Below are 15,956 nucleotides of genomic sequence, written 5' to 3'. Positions count from 1 at the left end.
ATCGTCTCCAACCTCAGGTTTTTACGCTCGGCTTGCCGGCTTTTGCTGTCGCTTTTGCCGTTCCTGCCGCTGGCTTCGCTGTCGATTTCGAAGCCCGTTTCGGTGCGTCGGCGGCGACGGCTTTCTTTGCCCTCGCCGGTTTTACGGCCGCTTTTTCGGATTCTGCAGCGGTGTTGCCCCTGGTTGCCTCGGCTTCGCCGGTTTCGTCGTCGGACTGTTCGTCTGATTCCGCGTCCGCCGATTCAACTGATCCGGCCTGCGCTTCCGGTGCCGATTCGCTGGCCGCGCCGCGCAGCAACAGCGGCGCGAGATACCGGCCGGTAAAACTTGCCTTCGATTTCGCGATCTGCTCCGGCGTGCCCTGCGCGATGATCTGACCGCCGCCGGCACCGCCTTCGGGACCGAGATCGATGACCCAGTCGGCTGTTTTTATCACATCGAGATTATGCTCGATGATGACAACCGTATTTCCTTGATCGCGCAACCGATGGATCACTTCGAGCAGCAGCGCGATATCGTGGAAGTGCAGGCCCGTGGTCGGTTCATCGAGGATATAAAGCGTGCGACCCGTATCGCGCTTGCTCAGTTCCAGCGAGAGCTTGACGCGCTGCGCCTCACCGCCCGACAGCGTGGTCGCCGACTGGCCCAGGCGGATATAGCCGAGGCCGACATCGAGCAGCGTCTTCAGCTTGCGTGCGACGACGGGCACCGCGCGGAAGAATTCGTGCGCGTGCTCGACGGTCATCTCCAGCACTTCGCTGATGTTCTTGCCCTTGTACTGGATGTCGAGCGTCTCGCGGTTGTAGCGCTTGCCGTGACACACGTCGCACGGCACGTACACGTCCGGCAGGAAGTGCATCTCGACCTTCAGCACGCCGTCGCCCTGACACGACTCGCAGCGTCCGCCCTTCACGTTGAACGAAAAGCGGCCCGGATCGTAGCCGCGTTCCTTCGCGGCGGGCACGCCCGCGAACAGTTCGCGGATCGGCGTGAAGACGCCCGTGTACGTCGCGGGATTCGAGCGCGGCGTGCGGCCGATTGGCGACTGGTCGACGTTGATGACCTTGTCGAAATGCTCGAGGCCTTCGATCGCCTCGAACGGCGAAGGCTCTGTCGACGAGCCATACAGGTGCTGCGCAACGGCGTGATAGAGCGTGTCGTTGATCAGCGTCGACTTGCCCGAGCCCGAGACGCCCGTCACGCAAGTGAGAAGACCGACGGGCAGATCGAGCGTCACGCGCTTCAGGTTGTTGCCGTAAGCCTCGACGATGCGCAGATGGCGCTCGTCGGGCTGCTTGCGGTCGTCGGGGAATTCGATGCGGCGCGTGCCCGCGAGATACTGGCCCGTCATTGATGCCGGGTCCGCCTGCACTTCGACGGGCGTGCCTTCGGCGATCACCATGCCGCCATGCTCGCCCGCGCCCGGTCCCATATCGACGACATAGTCGGCCATGCGGATCATGTCCTCGTCGTGCTCGACGACGATCACCGAGTTGCCGAGATCGCGCAGATGCTTGAGCGTCGAAATGAGGCGGTCATTGTCGCGCTGGTGCAGGCCGATCGACGGCTCGTCGAGCACGTACATCACGCCCGTCAGCCCCGAGCCGATCTGCGATGCGAGCCGGATGCGCTGCGCCTCGCCGCCCGACAGCGTTTCGGCGCTGCGCTCCAGCGACAGATAATCGAGCCCGACGTTGTTCAGGAACATCAGGCGCGCGACGATTTCCTTGATGACCTTGTCGGCGATTTCGCGCTTGGCGCCTTCGAGCCGCAGCGTCTGGAAATAGCCGAGCGAGTCGCGCAGCGGCCAGCCGCTCACTTCGTAGATCGCGCGCGCGTCGCCGTCCGCGCCGATGCGCACGAAACGCGCTTCGCGCCGCAGACGCGTGCCCTCGCACGACGGGCACGCCTGGTTGTTCTGATACTTCGAGAGTTCTTCGCGGACCGCGACGGAATCCGTCTCGCGGTAACGCCGCTCCAGATTCGGAATGATCCCTTCGAACACATGCTCGCGCACCGATGTCCGCCCGCGCTCGTTGATGTACGAGAACGGCACGGTCTGCTTGCCGGAGCCGTACAGCAGGATCTGGCGCACCTTTTCCGGCAGGTCTTCGAACGCGGTGTCGATATCGAACTCGTAGAACGCTGCGAGGCTTTGCAGCATCTGGAAGTAGAACTGGTTGCGCCGGTCCCAGCCCTTCACGGCACCCGCCGCCAGCGACAGCGACGGATGCGCGACCACCCGCTTCGGATCGAAGAACGTGATCTGGCCAAGGCCGTCGCATTCCGGGCACGCGCCCATCGGGTTGTTGAACGAGAAGAGGCGCGGCTCCAGTTCCTGCAGCGAGTACGAGCAGATCGGGCACGCGAACTTCGAGCTGAAGAGATGCTCCTTGTCCGTGTCCATTTCGAGCGCGATCGCGCGGCCGTCAGCGAGACGCAGCGCCGTTTCGAACGATTCGGCAAGACGCTGCTTCGCGTCGGGCCGCACCTTCAGACGGTCGACGACCACGTCGATGGTGTGCTTGTCGTTCTTCTTCAGTTGCGGCAGCGAGTCGACTTCGTGGATCTTCGCGACGCCCTCGTTCGCCGTGCCACCGCCCGAGCGCACGCGAAAGCGGATGAAGCCCTGTGCCTGCATGTCTTCGAACAGTTCGGTGTGCTCGCCCTTGCGATTCGCGACGACGGGCGCGAGGATCATCAGCTTCGTGTCTTCGGGCAGCGCGAGCGCGGCGTCCACCATCTGCGAGACGCTTTGCGCCTCCAGCGGAATCTCGTGGTCCGGGCAGTACGGCGTACCGACACGTGCGTAAAGAAGCCGCAGATAGTCGTGGATTTCGGTGACGGTGCCGACCGTCGAGCGCGGGTTGTGCGACGTCGCTTTCTGCTCGATCGAAATGGCGGGCGACAGGCCCTCGATCAGATCGACGTCCGGCTTTTCCATCAGTTGCAGGAATTGGCGGGCGTACGCGGACAGGCTCTCCACATAACGGCGCTGGCCTTCGGCGTAGAGCGTGTCGAAGGCCAGCGAAGATTTGCCCGAGCCGGACAGGCCGGTAATCACGACCAGCTTGTGACGCGGCAAGTCGAGATTGACGTTCTTCAGGTTGTGGGTCCGAGCCCCACGGATACGGATTTGTTCCATGAACCGGCGGGAAGAGGAGAAGGCTAAACCTGCTACTATAACGACTTTTCCAGACCGCCGTTACGGCTTCCTGACAGCGTGCAAACGGCGTGCTGACAGATACGAAACCGTCGTTTTTTTGCGGTCCAGCGTCGCGGTGAACTGCCTGTAGGTGACACCTGTATGTGAGGCGTTTTCCGTCGTCTGCAAGGCTGCAGGTGGCCGGCGCAAGCGCTGCACGCGTCAGAAGCTGTGCATGCGGACCCACGCGGTTCGCCGTCCGTTCATTCGAATATCGCTCCCGATGTCCAATCCGTCCGCCACTTCTTCACGCATGAGCGCGCATGAACTGCGCGCGACCGTGTCGCTTGCCGCGATCTTCGCGCTGCGCATGCTGGGTCTCTTCATGATCATGCCCGTCTTCTCGATCTACGCGAAGACGATTCCCGGCGGCGACAACGTGCTGCTCGTCGGCATTGCGCTCGGTGCGTATGGCGTCACGCAATCGCTGCTCTACATCTTCTATGGCTGGATCTCGGACAAGGTCGGCCGCAAGCCCGTCATCGCGACGGGCCTGCTGATTTTCGCGCTCGGCAGCTTCGTTGCCGCGTTCGCGCACGACATGACGTGGATCATCGTCGGGCGGGTGATTCAGGGGATGGGCGCGGTGTCGTCGGCGGTGATCGCGTTCATCGCGGACCTGACGGCCGAAGAGCATCGGACGAAGGCGATGGCCATGGTCGGCGGATCGATCGGCGTGTCGTTCGCGGTCGCGATCGTCGGCGCGCCGATTGTGTTCCATTGGGTCGGCATGAGCGGACTGTTCGCGCTCGTCGGCGTGTTCTCGATCCTGGCGATCGGCGTCGTGCTGTGGGTCGTGCCGGATGCGCCGAAGCCCGTGCACGTGCCCGCGCCGTTCCGCGAAGTCCTGCACAACCGGGAGCTGCTGCGCCTCAATTTCGGCGTGCTCGTGCTGCACGCGACGCAAACGGCGCTTTTCCTCGTCGTGCCGCGCATTCTCGAAGCGGGCGGTCTGCCCGTCGCGTCGCACTGGAAGATTTACCTGCCCGTGATGGGGTTGGCGTTCGTGATGATGGTCCCCGCGATCATCGCCGCCGAAAAGCGCGGCAAGATGAAGGCCGTGCTGCTGGGTGCGATTGGTCTTATCCTGATCGGCCAGTTACTTCTCGGCGTTGCAGCGCATACCATTATGGCTGTGGCGGCGATCCTGTTTATCTACTTTCTTGGCTTCAATATTCTCGAAGCATCGCAGCCTTCGCTGGTGTCGAAACTGGCACCGGGCAATCGCAAGGGCGCGGCGGCCGGCGTCTACAACACGACTCAGTCGATCGGCCTTGCAATGGGCGGCGTGATTGGCGGCTGGCTGCTGAAAGTGGATGGACAAAGCGCTGTTTTCTTTGCGTGTTCTGGGCTTGTGTTTTGCTGGCTTATAATCGCCGCAAACATGAAGCAGCCGCCGCGCAAAGCATAAGTCTTTTTACGGCACGAATTTATAGGCGGCGGTCAAACGGGGCGCGGACGCGCTTTCCGGACATTGACACAGGCGGCCATGGCGTAGAAAGCCATCGGTGCCGCGTCGCCGGAAACGGAATCAACAGGAGAAACTCATGGCATCCGTGAACAAGGTCATTCTCGTCGGCAATCTCGGCGCCGATCCGGAAGTCCGTTACCTTCCGAGCGGTGACGCAGTGGCGAACATCCGCCTTGCCACGACCGATCGCTACAAGGACAAGCAGTCGGGCGAATTCAAGGAAATGACCGAGTGGCACCGCGTGTCGTTCTTCGGGCGCCTCGCGGAGATCGTGTCGGAGTACCTGAAGAAGGGCTCGTCGGTGTATATCGAAGGCCGTATCCGCACGCGCAAGTATCAGGCGCAGGACGGCACCGACCGTTACTCGACGGAAATCGTCGCTGATCAGATGCAGATGCTCGGCGGCCGCAGCGGTTCGGGCGGCGGCGGTGGCGATGACGGCGGCTATAGCCGCGGCGAGTCGATGGAGCGCGGTGGCGGCGGCGGCGGCCGCATGTCGGGCGGTGGCGGGGGTGGCCGTGCGTCGGGCGGCGGCGGTGGCGGCGGTCAGAGCCGTCCGAGCGCGCCGGCTGGCGGCGGCTTCGACGAGATGGACGACGATATTCCGTTTTGACTCGTCCCGCACAAAAACAGTCCGGCGCAGCGAAACATCGCGCGTCGAACGAACAGGAAAACACCCCGCCTTCGAGCGGGGTGTTTTTTTATGCGCACGCCTGTCGCGACTGTTGCAAGAGCAAGGACAAGGGAAGGATTAAACGAAGCCCCGCCCCCAGCCTCAAGCCACCCCTCCATTCGCCCGCAGAATCTGCCCGTTGACCCACGCGCTATCCGGCCCCGCCAGAAACGAGACCACGGACGCAATATCCTCCGGTTGTCCCAGCCGTTGCAGCGGCGGCATCTTGGCGAAGTTCTGGATCTGCTCCTCCGTCTTGCCTTCGAGGAACAGCGCCGTCGCGACGGGCCCCGGCGCGACCGCATTCACGGTGATATCGCGGCCGCGCAGTTCTTTGGCAAAGACATGCGTGAACGCTTCGACGGCCGCCTTCGTCGCGTTGTAGATCGCGTAGCCCGGCATGTTCAGCGCGAGCGTCGTGCTCGAAAAATTGATGACGCGCCCGCCGTTGTTCATCCGTGCCGCCGCTTCGCGCAGCGTATTGAAAGTGCCGCGCACATTGATGTCGAACGTCTGCGTGTAGAGCGCATCGCTGGTGTCGGCGAGCGGCAGCGTCTTCATGATGCCCGCGTTGTTGACGAGCACGTCGACCTTGCCCAGCTGCTGCTCAGTCGCTTCGAACATGCGGCGCACGTCGTCGGCGTTCGACACGTCCGCTTTCACCGCAATCGCGGCCGCGCCTTGCGCCTTCAGTTCCTCGACGAGCGTGTCGGCTTCCTTCGAGCTCGCCGCGTAGTTGACGACGACCGCAAATCCATCGCTGGCGAGCCGCCGCGCGATGGCCGCGCCAATGCCGCGCGATGCGCCCGTCACGATAGCCACCTTGCCATTCTTCACGTTGTTCATGATGCCGTTCCTCGAAGTAGTGATTTGGTGAAAGGATGATCGGATATTTCGTGGAAGAGATAATCGGCCGAGAGTTGCTACCATCGTTCCATTCACTTCAACAATGCGCCGCAGCAGACCGCGCAGCAAGCCGCCATGGACCGTTTCCAGGAAATGCAGGTGTTCGTCCGCATCGCCGAGCGGCTGAGCTTCACGCGTGCCTCCGACGATCTGCAGATTCCACGCGCCACCGTCACGAACCTGATGAAGCGGATGGAGCAGCGGCTCGGCGCGCGGCTGCTCGAGCGCACCACGCGCACCGTGCGCCTCACGCCTGACGGCGAAGCGTATTACCGGCGCTGCGTGCGCCTGCTCGCCGACATGGAAGAGGCCGAAGGCTCGTTTCGCGACGCCGCGCCAAAGGGGCTGTTGCGCGTGAACTTGCAGGGCACGCTTGCGCGGCACTTCATCGTTCCGGCGTTGCCGGATTTTCTCGAACGCTATCCGGGCATCGAACTGCATATCGGCGAGGACGACCGGCTTGTCGATCTCGTGCGCGAAGGCGTCGATTGCGTGCTGCGGGCGGGCAAACTGCAGGATTCGTCGATGGTGGGGCGGCGCGTCGCGCGGCTGGAGCAGGTGACGCTCGCGAGCCCCGCATATCTGGAGCGGCATGGCCTGCCAGCCGATCTCGCCGCGCTTGCCACGCATCGCGCTGTCAACTACATATCGAGCGCGACAGGCAGCGCAATGCCGCTCGAATTCACCGTCGATGAACGCGTGGTCGAAGTGAATCTCCAGGCGATCGTGTCGGTGACGGGCGCCGATCTGTACACGGGCGCGGCTGTTGCCGGACTCGGTCTCGTGCAGGTGCCGCGTTATCGGGCGCTGAACGAGCTCGCCGCGGGCAGTCTCGTCGTCGTGCTGCCGCAATTTCCGCCGCCGCCGATGCCCGTCACCGTGCTGTATCCGCAAAGCCGCCAGCTGTCGTCGCGCGTGCGCGCGTTCGCGCAATGGCTCCGCGAGATCTTCGAAGCGGCGGGCGGACTCAAGGTCGGCTGATCCGCGACACGCCCGATGTTCCGGGCGAGATTGCGTGAGATCAAGCCTGGCGGCCCTCCGACAGAAAGCTTTCCGACAGGCCATAAAGTTTTCGCCAAATCAGCCGTAACTGGCGATGTGGTGCATCTGCTTAATGTTCAATCGAGTTGCGGACCTTGCCTGGCGGCCGGGCGCAGCAATCCTGTCACGGAACACTGGAGATTCCGGTCAGGCGGCCATAGGAGACATGCTTCATGTTGAAAGGTCTTTCGATTCGTACGTACCTTACGTTGATGATCGTGCTGTTCGGCATCGTATTGCTGATCGGCGCGGCGGCGGGGCTGCTCTCGTTGCGTGCAAGCAATGCGTCGTTGCAGCGGATGTATACGGTCGACACGCCCGCCGTCGCGGATCTCGAAGGCAGCGCGGGCCAGCTGCTTCGCCTGCGCCTCTCGCTCGCGACGTATTCATCGCTCAACGAACTGAATGACCAGGAAGGCGCCGGCGCGGTACTCAAGCGGTTCGATACCTATCTGAAGGTGTCGAACGAACGTCTCGCCAATTTCCTTCGCAATGCGAGCAATGACGCCGACGAGCAGCGGCTCATCAAGGAGATGCAGGAAAAGCGCGATACGTTCCTGCGCGAAGGCGTCGAACCTGCAATGGCGGCGCTCAAGGCCCGCGACAAGGAGATGTTCCACCAGTTGCAGGGGCACAAGCTGTCGCCGCTGTACAGCGCCTACGAAAAGCCGATGCTGACGCTCGAAAAGCTACAGCTCGATCACGCCGAAAAGCGCTACCAGGATGCCCAGCAGCTGTTCTATGCCGTGTGTATCGCTGTTGCGATCGGCATGGCGGGCACGCTGATCTTCGCGTGGATTGGACGCGTCGTGATGGTTCGCGCGATCGTGCATCCCGTCGATGCCACCATCAAGCAGTTCCAGCGCATCGCGCACGGCGACCTGACGGGCCGTATCGAGAATACCGGCGACAACGAAATGGGCCGCCTCGCCGCGGCGCTGCGCAGAATGCAGGAGTCGCTGATCGCGACGGTGAACACGGTGCGCCACAGCACCGATTCGATCGACACAGGCGTGAGCGAAATCGCGGCGGGCAATACGAATCTGTCGCAGCGCACGGAAGAGCAGGCGGCCTCGCTCGAAGAAACGGCGGCGAGCATCGAAGAACTCACGTCGACGGTCAAGCAGACGGCCGACAACGCGAAGCAGGCCAGCTCGCTCGCGCAAGGCGCATCGACGCTCGCGGCGCAAGGCGGCGAACTCACGCAGCAGGTGGTGGGCACGATGCAGCAGATCGTCGACGACTCGCGGCGTATCGCCGATATCGTCGGCGTGATCGAGGGCATCGCGTTCCAGACCAATATCCTCGCGTTGAACGCCGCCGTCGAAGCCGCGCGCGCAGGCGAACAGGGGCGCGGCTTTGCGGTCGTCGCGAGCGAAGTCCGTTCGCTTGCGCAGCGTAGCGCGGCAGCGGCGAAGGAGATCAAAGGCTTGATCGGTACGTCGAATGAACGTGTGACGGCGGGCGCCGATCTCGTCCAGCGTTCGGGTTCGACAATGACGGAGATCGTCGACGCGATTGCGCGCGTCAGCGCGATCATGAACGAGATCGCCGAAGCGGCAAACGAGCAGAGCACGGGCATCGATCAGGTGAACGTCGCGGTCGCGCAGATGGACGAAGTGACGCAGCAGAATGCCGCGCTCGTCGAGCAGGCCGCGGCAGCCGCCAGTTCGCTCGAAGAGCAGGCGCGGCATCTCACGGAGGCCGTCGCCGTGTTCCGCACCGACAGCACGCGCGCTTCTTCGCCGCGTCCCGTTGCGCGTCGCGCCGTCGCGCAGAAGCCGGATCTGGACGTGTCGCTGGAGACAGCCGACGCCGTCTAGGCATGTTGGCGAATGGAATCGCAAAGACGTAGCTCACGTCTTTGCATCGCCGACGGATCAGGGTGCGTGAAGAGGAGGCGAAGCGTCACTTGCTCGCGCTTCATCATCGACGCAAAAGAGAACGGCGATGCAAGCCTTCGACGCTTGCACCGCCGTTTGTTTTTGCGGCAGCTTAGGGCCTTAGGGCCGCACCGCGTAGTACTTCGCCACGCCGTCGATTTCTTCCGGCGTCATGTTGCGCGCGACGTTGCGCATCTGCTCGTTGACGTCGTTATGACGATCGCCGTTGGCGAAGGCGCGCAACTGCGCCGCCATATACACCGATGACTGCCCGCCCAGCCACGGCGCGGACCCCTTGCGGTCGCGCTCGCCGTGACACGCGGCACACGGCGCGATGTTGCGCATCGGCGAGCCTTCGTTGACGAGCTTGCGGATGCTCGCGTCGTCGACAGTGCCCTTTTCGACGGCGGGCGGGCGCGGCAGCGTCGAGTAGTAGTTCGCGAGATCGTGCAGGTCGCGGTCGTTCAGATGACGGATGATGGGCTGCATGATCGAGTTCATGCGCTGGCCGCTCTGATAGTCGCGCAACTGCTTGTAGATCACGTCCGCGTACTGCCCCGCGAGCACGGGCGCCGTGACCTGAATCAGGCTCTCTACGCCATGACACATCGAGCAGTTCTGCGCGAGCGTCGCGCCGCGCCCGACCGAGACGGCATCGGGACTCGGGCGGCTCAACGGCGGCGCGGGCGGCAGCACGACCACATTGCTGGGCGCCGGGCCCGCGATGTTCTCGTTTTGCGAATACCACGACGACGGCGCGCCCGCCGCGCTGCAAATCGCCGCCCAGAGTCCGCGTTGCGTGAAGTCGGGATGCTTCGACGGCAGCCAGATGAAGCCGATCAGAATCGACACGACAGCAATCGCAATCACGCCGCCGACGCCCGACGTGAACCATCGGTTGCTGAAGCTGAATACGCGTTCGTCGCTCATCACCGTGCTCCCACTGCGACGGCCGGCACGGACGTCTGTTGCAAGCCGAGCAACTGCGCGATCGGCACGCTGTAGTTCACGACCGTCAGGCCGATCATCAGCGCGACCCACAGGCCGAAGCTGTTCAGCGCGGCAGGCACGCGCTCGACGGGATGCACGGGCGCGCTGAAGCGGAACTGCTTCGGCTGTTCGATCGCACCGAACTGCGCTTTCGCGAGGATGTAGAGGAACAGCAGTCCGGAGATCACGAGTATCAGACCGCCGAATGCCGAGACGGCAACCCAGACCGCTTGCGGCGCAATCGCGGGATTGCTGTAGTCGTAGTAGGCCATCCGGCGCGGCGCGCCGAGCAGACCCACGTAGTGCCAAGGCAGCGTGACGACCATCATGCCGATGAACCACAGCCACAGTTGCCAGCGGATCAGGTTCAGCGAGCCGATCGCGCGGCCCGTCAGTTGCGGCCACAGTTCATACGCGATCGCGAAGTACATGATGACGATTGCGCCGCCGAAGATCAGGTGAAAGTGGCCCGTGACCCACTGCGTGTTGTGAATCGTCTCGTTGAGCTGGTAGCTCATGTTGATGAGCCCGCCCGCGCCGCCGAAGCCGAGCATGATGAACGAGAACGCGATGACGAGCATCATCGGGTTGTCCCACGGCAACGCCTTCAGCCAGCCGAATGCGCCCTTGCCGCCGCGCAGCCGTCCGGCGATTTCCACCGATGCGCAGATCGTGAACACGGTCAGCAGCGTCGGCACCGACACCATGCCCGTGAACACGGCATGCACGAACTTGAAGCCCGCGCCCACTTGCGGATCGGCGAACAGGTGGTGAATGCCGATCGGCATCGCGAACACGAGGAACAGGATGAACGACACGCGCGCCATCGAATCGCTGTACAGCCGTCCGCCGATTGCGCGCGGCACCAGCGTGTAGTACGCGATATACGACGGAACCAGCCAGAAGTAGACGATCGCGTGCAGCGTCCACGAGAACAGCACACGCGCGAGACCGGCATCGATGGTCGTCTTGAGGCCGAGCGCGACGGGCAGGATCTGGAAGAGGATTTCGAGTGCCGCGCCCACGGCCGTCCACGCCCACAGATACGCGCCCGCGACGTTCGCATACATCGCGAGCGGCACCGGCTTGCCCGGGTTCGCGCGCTTCCAGATGCGCAGGTTGATGCCCATCAGCACGACCCAGATCCACGAGCCGACGACGACGAGCACCACGCCGAGGTAATAGAACGGGCTGCCGATCATCGGCGGATAGAACGTGAAGAGCACCGACGCCTGGCCGGCCGCGACGGGCACGATTGCCATCACCGCGCCGATCGCGAGCATGATCAGCGCGGCCCATGCCCACTTCAAGCCGACGAGCGCCTGTTGCAGCGCGAGTTCGACGATCGCGTAGCCGAAGCCCATCGCGACCAGCGTGGGCAGCACATAGGCCATCACCGTGCCGTGCGCCGTCACCGAACGGTAGTAAAGCTCCGGTTCGCCGATCCACGGATGCAGCGGACTGCGCACCAGCATCTGCCATGCGCCCAGCAGCAGCGCGACCCCGAACGAGATGAACGCGAGCCAGAAGTGCGCGAGAACGAGTCGCTTAGCGTGAAACACAGCTGAGCCTCCGATGTTGTTTTGCCTGTTCGAAGAAGGCAGCCTTGTCGATGACCTTCACGTGCGCCCACATCGTCTGATGGCCGAAGCCGCAGAACTCGTGGCACGGCATCAGATGGTCGGCGGGTTTGTCGAAGGAGGAGGAAAACGTCGCGACGTAGCCGGGCACGACCATCGTGTTGATGTTCGTGTCGGTGACGAGCAGGCCGTGCACGACATCGGCGCTCGTCGTGCGGAAGGTGATGTCGGTGTCGGCGGGCACCAGCAGGCACTGCGGCGTGAACGAGTACTGCTGCGCGATGAAGCGCACGACGACGGAACCGTCGGGCTCGACGGCGCTGCCCAGATTGCTCTCGACGAATTCACCCGACATCTGCAGCCGCGACGGATCGATGGTCTCGACGCGCGACGGCGGCATCATTGCCCAGTGCAGCCCCGAGTACACGACGAGGACGAGCATGAACACGACGATCGCGATGACGAAGTACGCCCAGCGCCGTTCCGAGCGCACGGAGACGGCATGACCGCTGTCTGGAGAATGGGAAGGTTGGGTCGACATGATCAGTGAATGACGCCGCGCGGCAGGAACACGAGAAAGTAGAAGCCGATCCAGATCGCGAGGACGACCACGGCGGCGACGCCCGCGACCGCGATCGCGCCGTTCGGTCCTTGCGCGACGATGCGTTCGACTTCGTCGTCCGAAGCGTTGCCGTAGTGGTCGCCGGAGTGATCGTTAGGGTCCATCTGCGAAGTCTCCGAGGACAGGGTTTGTGTCAGTGAAGCGTGATCAGTGCAGCGGCGCCTTGCGCAACTCGTTGACCTGTTTCGCCGTCACGGGCTGGCCGTGATTGCCCCAGGCCGTGCGGATGTAGGTGACAACAGCGGCGGCGTCGGCGTCGTTCAGTTCCTGCGCGAACGGCGGCATGCCATAGGGCTCCGGATTGCGCCGCGTGCCCGGCGGGAAGCCGCCGTTGAGCACGATGCGGATCGGGTTGACGGCCGAATCCATTTCGATCGACTGGTTGCGCGCGAGCGGCGGGTAATGCTGGAGCTTGCCTTCGCCGTTGTCGCCGTGGCACATCGCGCACTTCGTCATGTAGATGTGCTGGCCGGATTCGAATACGGCAGGCTTGACAGTCGCCGATGGGCCCGTCTTGCGGCCCGGATCGTTGTCGGGCAGCGTCTTCAGATAGACGGCCATCGCCTTCACGTCGTCGTCGGTCATGTATTGCAGGCTGTGGTACGTCACTTCCGCCATCGGGCCATAGACCGCGCCGCGATCGGAGATGCCCGCCTGCAGCAGATCGACGATGTCCTTGATGCTCCAGTCGCCGAGGCCGCCGTCCTTGTCGGAGGTGAGCGACGGCGCGTACCAGTTCTGCACCGGGATAAGGCCGCCCGCGAACTGCTCGCTCTTCGACGAGCCGCCGAGCAGATTGATCTTCGTGTGGCACATCGTGCAGTGGCCGAGCCCTTCGACCAGATATGCGCCGCGATTCCATTCGACGGAGCGCGTCGGGTTCGGCTGGAACTCGCCTTCGCGGAAGTACAGCGAACGCCAGCCGATCAACAGCTCGCGCTGGTTGAACGGGAAGCGCAGGGCATGCTTGCGGTTCGCCTGATGCACGGGCTCGACCGACTTCAGATACGCGAAGATCGCGTCGGAGTCTTCGCGCGTGACCTTCGTGTATTGCGCAATCGGCATGGCCGGATAGATCAGCTTGCCATCCGGGCTCTTGCCCGTGCGCATCATCTTGAAGAAATCGTCGGCAGTCCATTTGCCGATGCCGTACTCGTTGTCGGGGCTGATGTTCGGCGTGTAGAGCGTGCCGAACGGCGTTTCCATCGCGAGACCGCCGCCGAACGTCTTGCCGCGCGGCGCGGTGTGACACGCGACGCAATCGCCCGCGCGCGCAAGATACTCGCCGCGCACGACCTGTTCGGGACGCGCGCCGGCGGCTGCGGGCGTGGCCGCGCCCGCTCCATAAGCAGCGCTGACGAACGGAGATTGCGGGGCGATGGCAGCGAGCGCAAGCGCGGTGCCTGCGACCAATGAGATCGTCGCGCGGCGCGTGATGCGGGCGGCGCGTTGCATGCGATTGACGGAGCGAGAGGAGAGAGTCTTCATTCCGGTTGGCTCCCACATGCCAATGGCAGCTTGCCGGGCAGTCGCGGCACGGGACGCGGATCGGCGGGCCGCGGCTGGCGCGCGAGCCAGCTCGATACCGCGGTGATGTCCTTGTCGTTCAGTTTGACGGTGATCGAGTGCATGCAGTCGGGCGCGAGCGCATGACGCGTGCCGGAGCGCCATGTGCCCATCTGTCCGGCGATATAGCTCGCGTGCAGGCCGAGCAGGCCCGGGATGCCGGGCTGTTGTCCCGTCAGGTGCTCGCCGTGACACGCGGCGCACGCGGGAATGCCGCGCTTCGTGTCGCCTTGCATGACGAGCTGCTTGCCGTAGTCGAGCGTCGCTTGAGGCAGCGGGTTGGTATCGGGATTCGGATAAGGCGGCTGACGATCGGCAAAGTACTGGCTGATCTTGCGCAGATAGTCGTCAGGCAGGAACGCGAGCAGATAGCCCATCGGCGGATACGTGCGGCCGCCGTCGCGGAATGCAGTCAGCTGGTTGAACAGATAGTCCGCGGGCTTGCCGGCGATGCGGGGGAAGTAGTCGTTGTTGCGCCCCTGGCCCTGCACGCCGTGACAGGTCGTGCAGGCGTGCATTTTTTCGTCCATAGCCGACGGCGGCGGTACGTCGTTCGAGGCGGCAATCGAAGGCCGCGCACACAAGGTGCAAATGGCGCAAATCAGCAACAGGATCGAAGAGCCGACGGTTCTGCGATGCACGAGTGGCCTCGTAGGGAAATGGGTTTCTAGATTCGTTGTGTGAACACCCTTTGAAGAGGCGGGTCGCTCTCTTCAATACTGCTTGGTCGCCTCAGTCACGTATGTGACTTATGTCAATCGAATGGCTGCTGCTTGTCCGTCCGACGCGCTGCGCCGACAGTGTATTCAAGTTCGCAAAAAGATGCAGAATAGGGGACGGTTTTGCCAGGTTTTACGATGTTTTACCAAACCGCTGCCTCGTGCGGCTGCGAAGCGGCTTCGACTCCGCACACGAACAGGCTTGCCGCAGAACCGACAAGCTAGAGCATCACGATGACGCTGGCATTGCAACCATCATAGGAGGCAATCTGCGTGCTTTCAACGAATGCCAGAAAGAATGCCGCACGAAATGCGGTCATTGCCCCGTTTGCGGACACGACCGTTGCGTCATGCAAGCAGCCGCGTGAACGCTGCGCGCGCATTGCTGACCAGTGCGCTTTCGCCTGGGCGCGCCGGCAACAGATGGAATTCGACTGAAGGCAACTCAGGCAGGCCGACGGCCGGCGGACACGGCACCATGCCCGAGCCGATCGACGATTCATTCAGACACGAGATGCCGAGACCTGCCTTCAGTGCGAGCTGAAGCCCGGCCATGCCCGAAGCCGAATGCGACACGAGGTATGGCACGTCGCGTTCGTCGAGCAATCTGACTACGAAGCGCTGCAACTGGCATGTCGCGGGCAGCAGCACCAGATGAAAGGGCGCGGCGAGATGCTGCGGATCGGCATCGGCCGACATCGCCCATACGAGCTTCTCGCGCCGCACGACGGTACTCGATGCGCGCGCGTTGCCACCCGTAGCGCGCTTCGTGCCCGGCGCCATGATGCGCAGCGACAGGCCGATGTCGAACGTGGCGTCGTCTTCGACGCTGCTGTCGATCACTGCGCTCGGCAGCACGGTCACATGCAGACGCAGGCGCGGATGCTGTTCGGAGAACATCTTCAGCACGCGCGCGACATCGTGCGGACGATAGTAGTCGGTGATCGCGATGCGCAACTCGCCGTCTAGCGAACGGCCTTGCAGGTCTTCGAACGCCGCTTCGCTCATCGCCAGAATGCGACGCGCGTGGTCGAGCAGCTTCGCGCCCGCCGGCGTCGCTGTGACGCCCTGCTTGCCGCGCAGGAAAAGAGGCTGGCCGGCGCGCTCTTCGAGCTTCTTCAATTGCTCGCTCACCGACGATTGCGACAGGAACACGCGTTCCGCACCCGCCGATACGCTGCCCGCTTCCGCGACGGCGACGAAGGTGCGCAATTGCGCGAGGTCGAACGCACGCTGGTTCATGTTTCGGATTCTCCGATGGATGGCATCTTATTTTCCCGCTTTTCCGATTGATCGTCCA

The 15,956-nt window shown here is 63.4% G+C and carries 13 protein-coding genes; 4 read left to right on the top strand and 9 right to left on the bottom strand.

Features of this window, described 5'->3' with window-relative positions; genetic code table 11:
* Positions 1–13 precede the first annotated feature (13 nt).
* Positions 14–3,145: an excinuclease ABC subunit UvrA gene (gene uvrA, locus BN2476_RS10680; protein WP_087734124.1), complete on the bottom strand. Its 3,132-nt coding sequence runs from the start codon at positions 3,143–3,145 to the stop codon at positions 14–16.
* Between the two features lie 283 nt (positions 3,146–3,428).
* Between uvrA and BN2476_RS10675 the strand changes: the two genes are divergently transcribed.
* Together BN2476_RS10675 and BN2476_RS10670 are read left to right on the top strand one after the other, a co-directional pair.
* Complete coding sequence (locus tag BN2476_RS10675) at positions 3,429–4,616, top strand: MFS transporter (protein ID WP_087734123.1); 1,188 nt, start codon at positions 3,429–3,431, stop codon at positions 4,614–4,616.
* 136 nt (positions 4,617–4,752) lie between these two features.
* Positions 4,753–5,289: a single-stranded DNA-binding protein gene (locus BN2476_RS10670; protein WP_087734122.1), complete on the top strand. Its 537-nt coding sequence runs from the start codon at positions 4,753–4,755 to the stop codon at positions 5,287–5,289.
* Positions 5,290–5,451: 162 nt separating this feature from the next.
* Here the strand turns inward: BN2476_RS10670 and BN2476_RS10665 are convergent, their stop codons facing one another.
* Positions 5,452–6,195 carry an SDR family oxidoreductase gene (locus BN2476_RS10665; RefSeq protein WP_087734121.1) on the bottom strand — a complete coding sequence of 248 codons (744 nt, stop codon included), beginning with the start codon at positions 6,193–6,195 and terminating at the stop codon, positions 5,452–5,454.
* 135 nt (positions 6,196–6,330) lie between these two features.
* Between BN2476_RS10665 and BN2476_RS10660 the strand changes: the two genes are divergently transcribed.
* Both BN2476_RS10660 and BN2476_RS10655 read left to right on the top strand, forming a co-directional pair.
* A complete protein-coding gene (locus tag BN2476_RS10660) occupies positions 6,331–7,236 on the top strand; it encodes a LysR family transcriptional regulator (RefSeq protein ID WP_087734120.1) in 906 nt (301 codons plus the stop codon).
* Between the two features lie 233 nt (positions 7,237–7,469).
* Positions 7,470–9,119, top strand: a complete 1,650-nt coding sequence (locus tag BN2476_RS10655; protein WP_087734119.1) for a methyl-accepting chemotaxis protein — start codon at positions 7,470–7,472, stop codon at positions 9,117–9,119.
* A 180-nt stretch (positions 9,120–9,299) separates the two neighbouring features.
* Here BN2476_RS10655 and BN2476_RS10650 read toward each other — a convergent pair whose 3' ends face one another.
* The 7 genes from BN2476_RS10650 to BN2476_RS10620 form a co-directional block, all read right to left on the bottom strand.
* Positions 9,300–10,109, bottom strand: coding sequence for a c-type cytochrome (locus tag BN2476_RS10650; RefSeq protein WP_087734118.1), 810 nt, complete (start codon positions 10,107–10,109; stop codon positions 9,300–9,302).
* Positions 10,109–11,731, bottom strand: a complete 1,623-nt coding sequence (locus tag BN2476_RS10645; protein WP_087734117.1) for a b(o/a)3-type cytochrome-c oxidase subunit 1 — start codon at positions 11,729–11,731, stop codon at positions 10,109–10,111. Before BN2476_RS10645 ends, BN2476_RS10650 begins: the two co-directional genes overlap by 1 nt.
* A complete protein-coding gene (locus BN2476_RS10640; protein ID WP_087734116.1) occupies positions 11,718–12,290 on the bottom strand; it encodes a cupredoxin domain-containing protein in 573 nt (190 codons plus the stop codon). Before BN2476_RS10640 ends, BN2476_RS10645 begins: the two co-directional genes overlap by 14 nt.
* A gap of 2 nt (positions 12,291–12,292) precedes the next feature.
* Positions 12,293–12,475, bottom strand: coding sequence for a hypothetical protein (locus BN2476_RS10635; RefSeq protein ID WP_087734115.1), 183 nt, complete (start codon positions 12,473–12,475; stop codon positions 12,293–12,295).
* Between the two features lie 43 nt (positions 12,476–12,518).
* On the bottom strand, positions 12,519–13,859 hold the full coding sequence (locus BN2476_RS10630) for a c-type cytochrome (RefSeq protein WP_087734114.1): 1,341 nt from the start codon (positions 13,857–13,859) through the stop codon (positions 12,519–12,521).
* Positions 13,856–14,578, bottom strand: coding sequence for a c-type cytochrome (locus BN2476_RS10625; protein ID WP_087734113.1), 723 nt, complete (start codon positions 14,576–14,578; stop codon positions 13,856–13,858). The genes BN2476_RS10630 and BN2476_RS10625 overlap by 4 nt, the downstream gene beginning before the upstream one ends.
* A gap of 426 nt (positions 14,579–15,004) precedes the next feature.
* Positions 15,005–15,898 (bottom strand): LysR family transcriptional regulator, encoded by an 894-nt coding sequence (locus BN2476_RS10620; RefSeq protein ID WP_087734112.1) that lies wholly within the window; start codon positions 15,896–15,898, stop codon positions 15,005–15,007.
* Positions 15,899–15,956: the final 58 nt, after the last annotated feature.

The organism is Paraburkholderia piptadeniae (assembly GCF_900007165.1).
In the GTDB taxonomy this organism is placed as follows: domain Bacteria; phylum Pseudomonadota; class Gammaproteobacteria; order Burkholderiales; family Burkholderiaceae; genus Paraburkholderia; species Paraburkholderia piptadeniae.
The sequence above is the reverse complement of the archived record's forward strand: the minus strand, read 5'-3'. Positions and strand labels throughout refer to the sequence as shown.

Excerpts from the sequence above, each read along its gene's own strand:
- uvrA (WP_087734124.1), bottom strand. The coding sequence starts at position 3,145 with ATGGAACAAATCCGTATCCGTGGGGCTCGGACCCACAACCTGAAGAAC.
- BN2476_RS10675 (WP_087734123.1), top strand. The coding sequence starts at position 3,429 with ATGTCCAATCCGTCCGCCACTTCTTCACGCATGAGCGCGCATGAACTG.
- BN2476_RS10670 (WP_087734122.1), top strand. The coding sequence starts at position 4,753 with ATGGCATCCGTGAACAAGGTCATTCTCGTCGGCAATCTCGGCGCCGAT.
- BN2476_RS10665 (WP_087734121.1), bottom strand. The coding sequence starts at position 6,195 with ATGAACAACGTGAAGAATGGCAAGGTGGCTATCGTGACGGGCGCATCG.
- BN2476_RS10660 (WP_087734120.1), top strand. The coding sequence starts at position 6,331 with ATGGACCGTTTCCAGGAAATGCAGGTGTTCGTCCGCATCGCCGAGCGG.
- BN2476_RS10655 (WP_087734119.1), top strand. The coding sequence starts at position 7,470 with ATGTTGAAAGGTCTTTCGATTCGTACGTACCTTACGTTGATGATCGTG.
- BN2476_RS10650 (WP_087734118.1), bottom strand. The coding sequence starts at position 10,109 with ATGAGCGACGAACGCGTATTCAGCTTCAGCAACCGATGGTTCACGTCG.
- BN2476_RS10640 (WP_087734116.1), bottom strand. The coding sequence starts at position 12,290 with ATGTCGACCCAACCTTCCCATTCTCCAGACAGCGGTCATGCCGTCTCC.
- BN2476_RS10635 (WP_087734115.1), bottom strand. The coding sequence starts at position 12,475 with ATGGACCCTAACGATCACTCCGGCGACCACTACGGCAACGCTTCGGAC.
- BN2476_RS10630 (WP_087734114.1), bottom strand. The coding sequence starts at position 13,859 with ATGAAGACTCTCTCCTCTCGCTCCGTCAATCGCATGCAACGCGCCGCC.
- BN2476_RS10620 (WP_087734112.1), bottom strand. The coding sequence starts at position 15,898 with ATGAACCAGCGTGCGTTCGACCTCGCGCAATTGCGCACCTTCGTCGCC.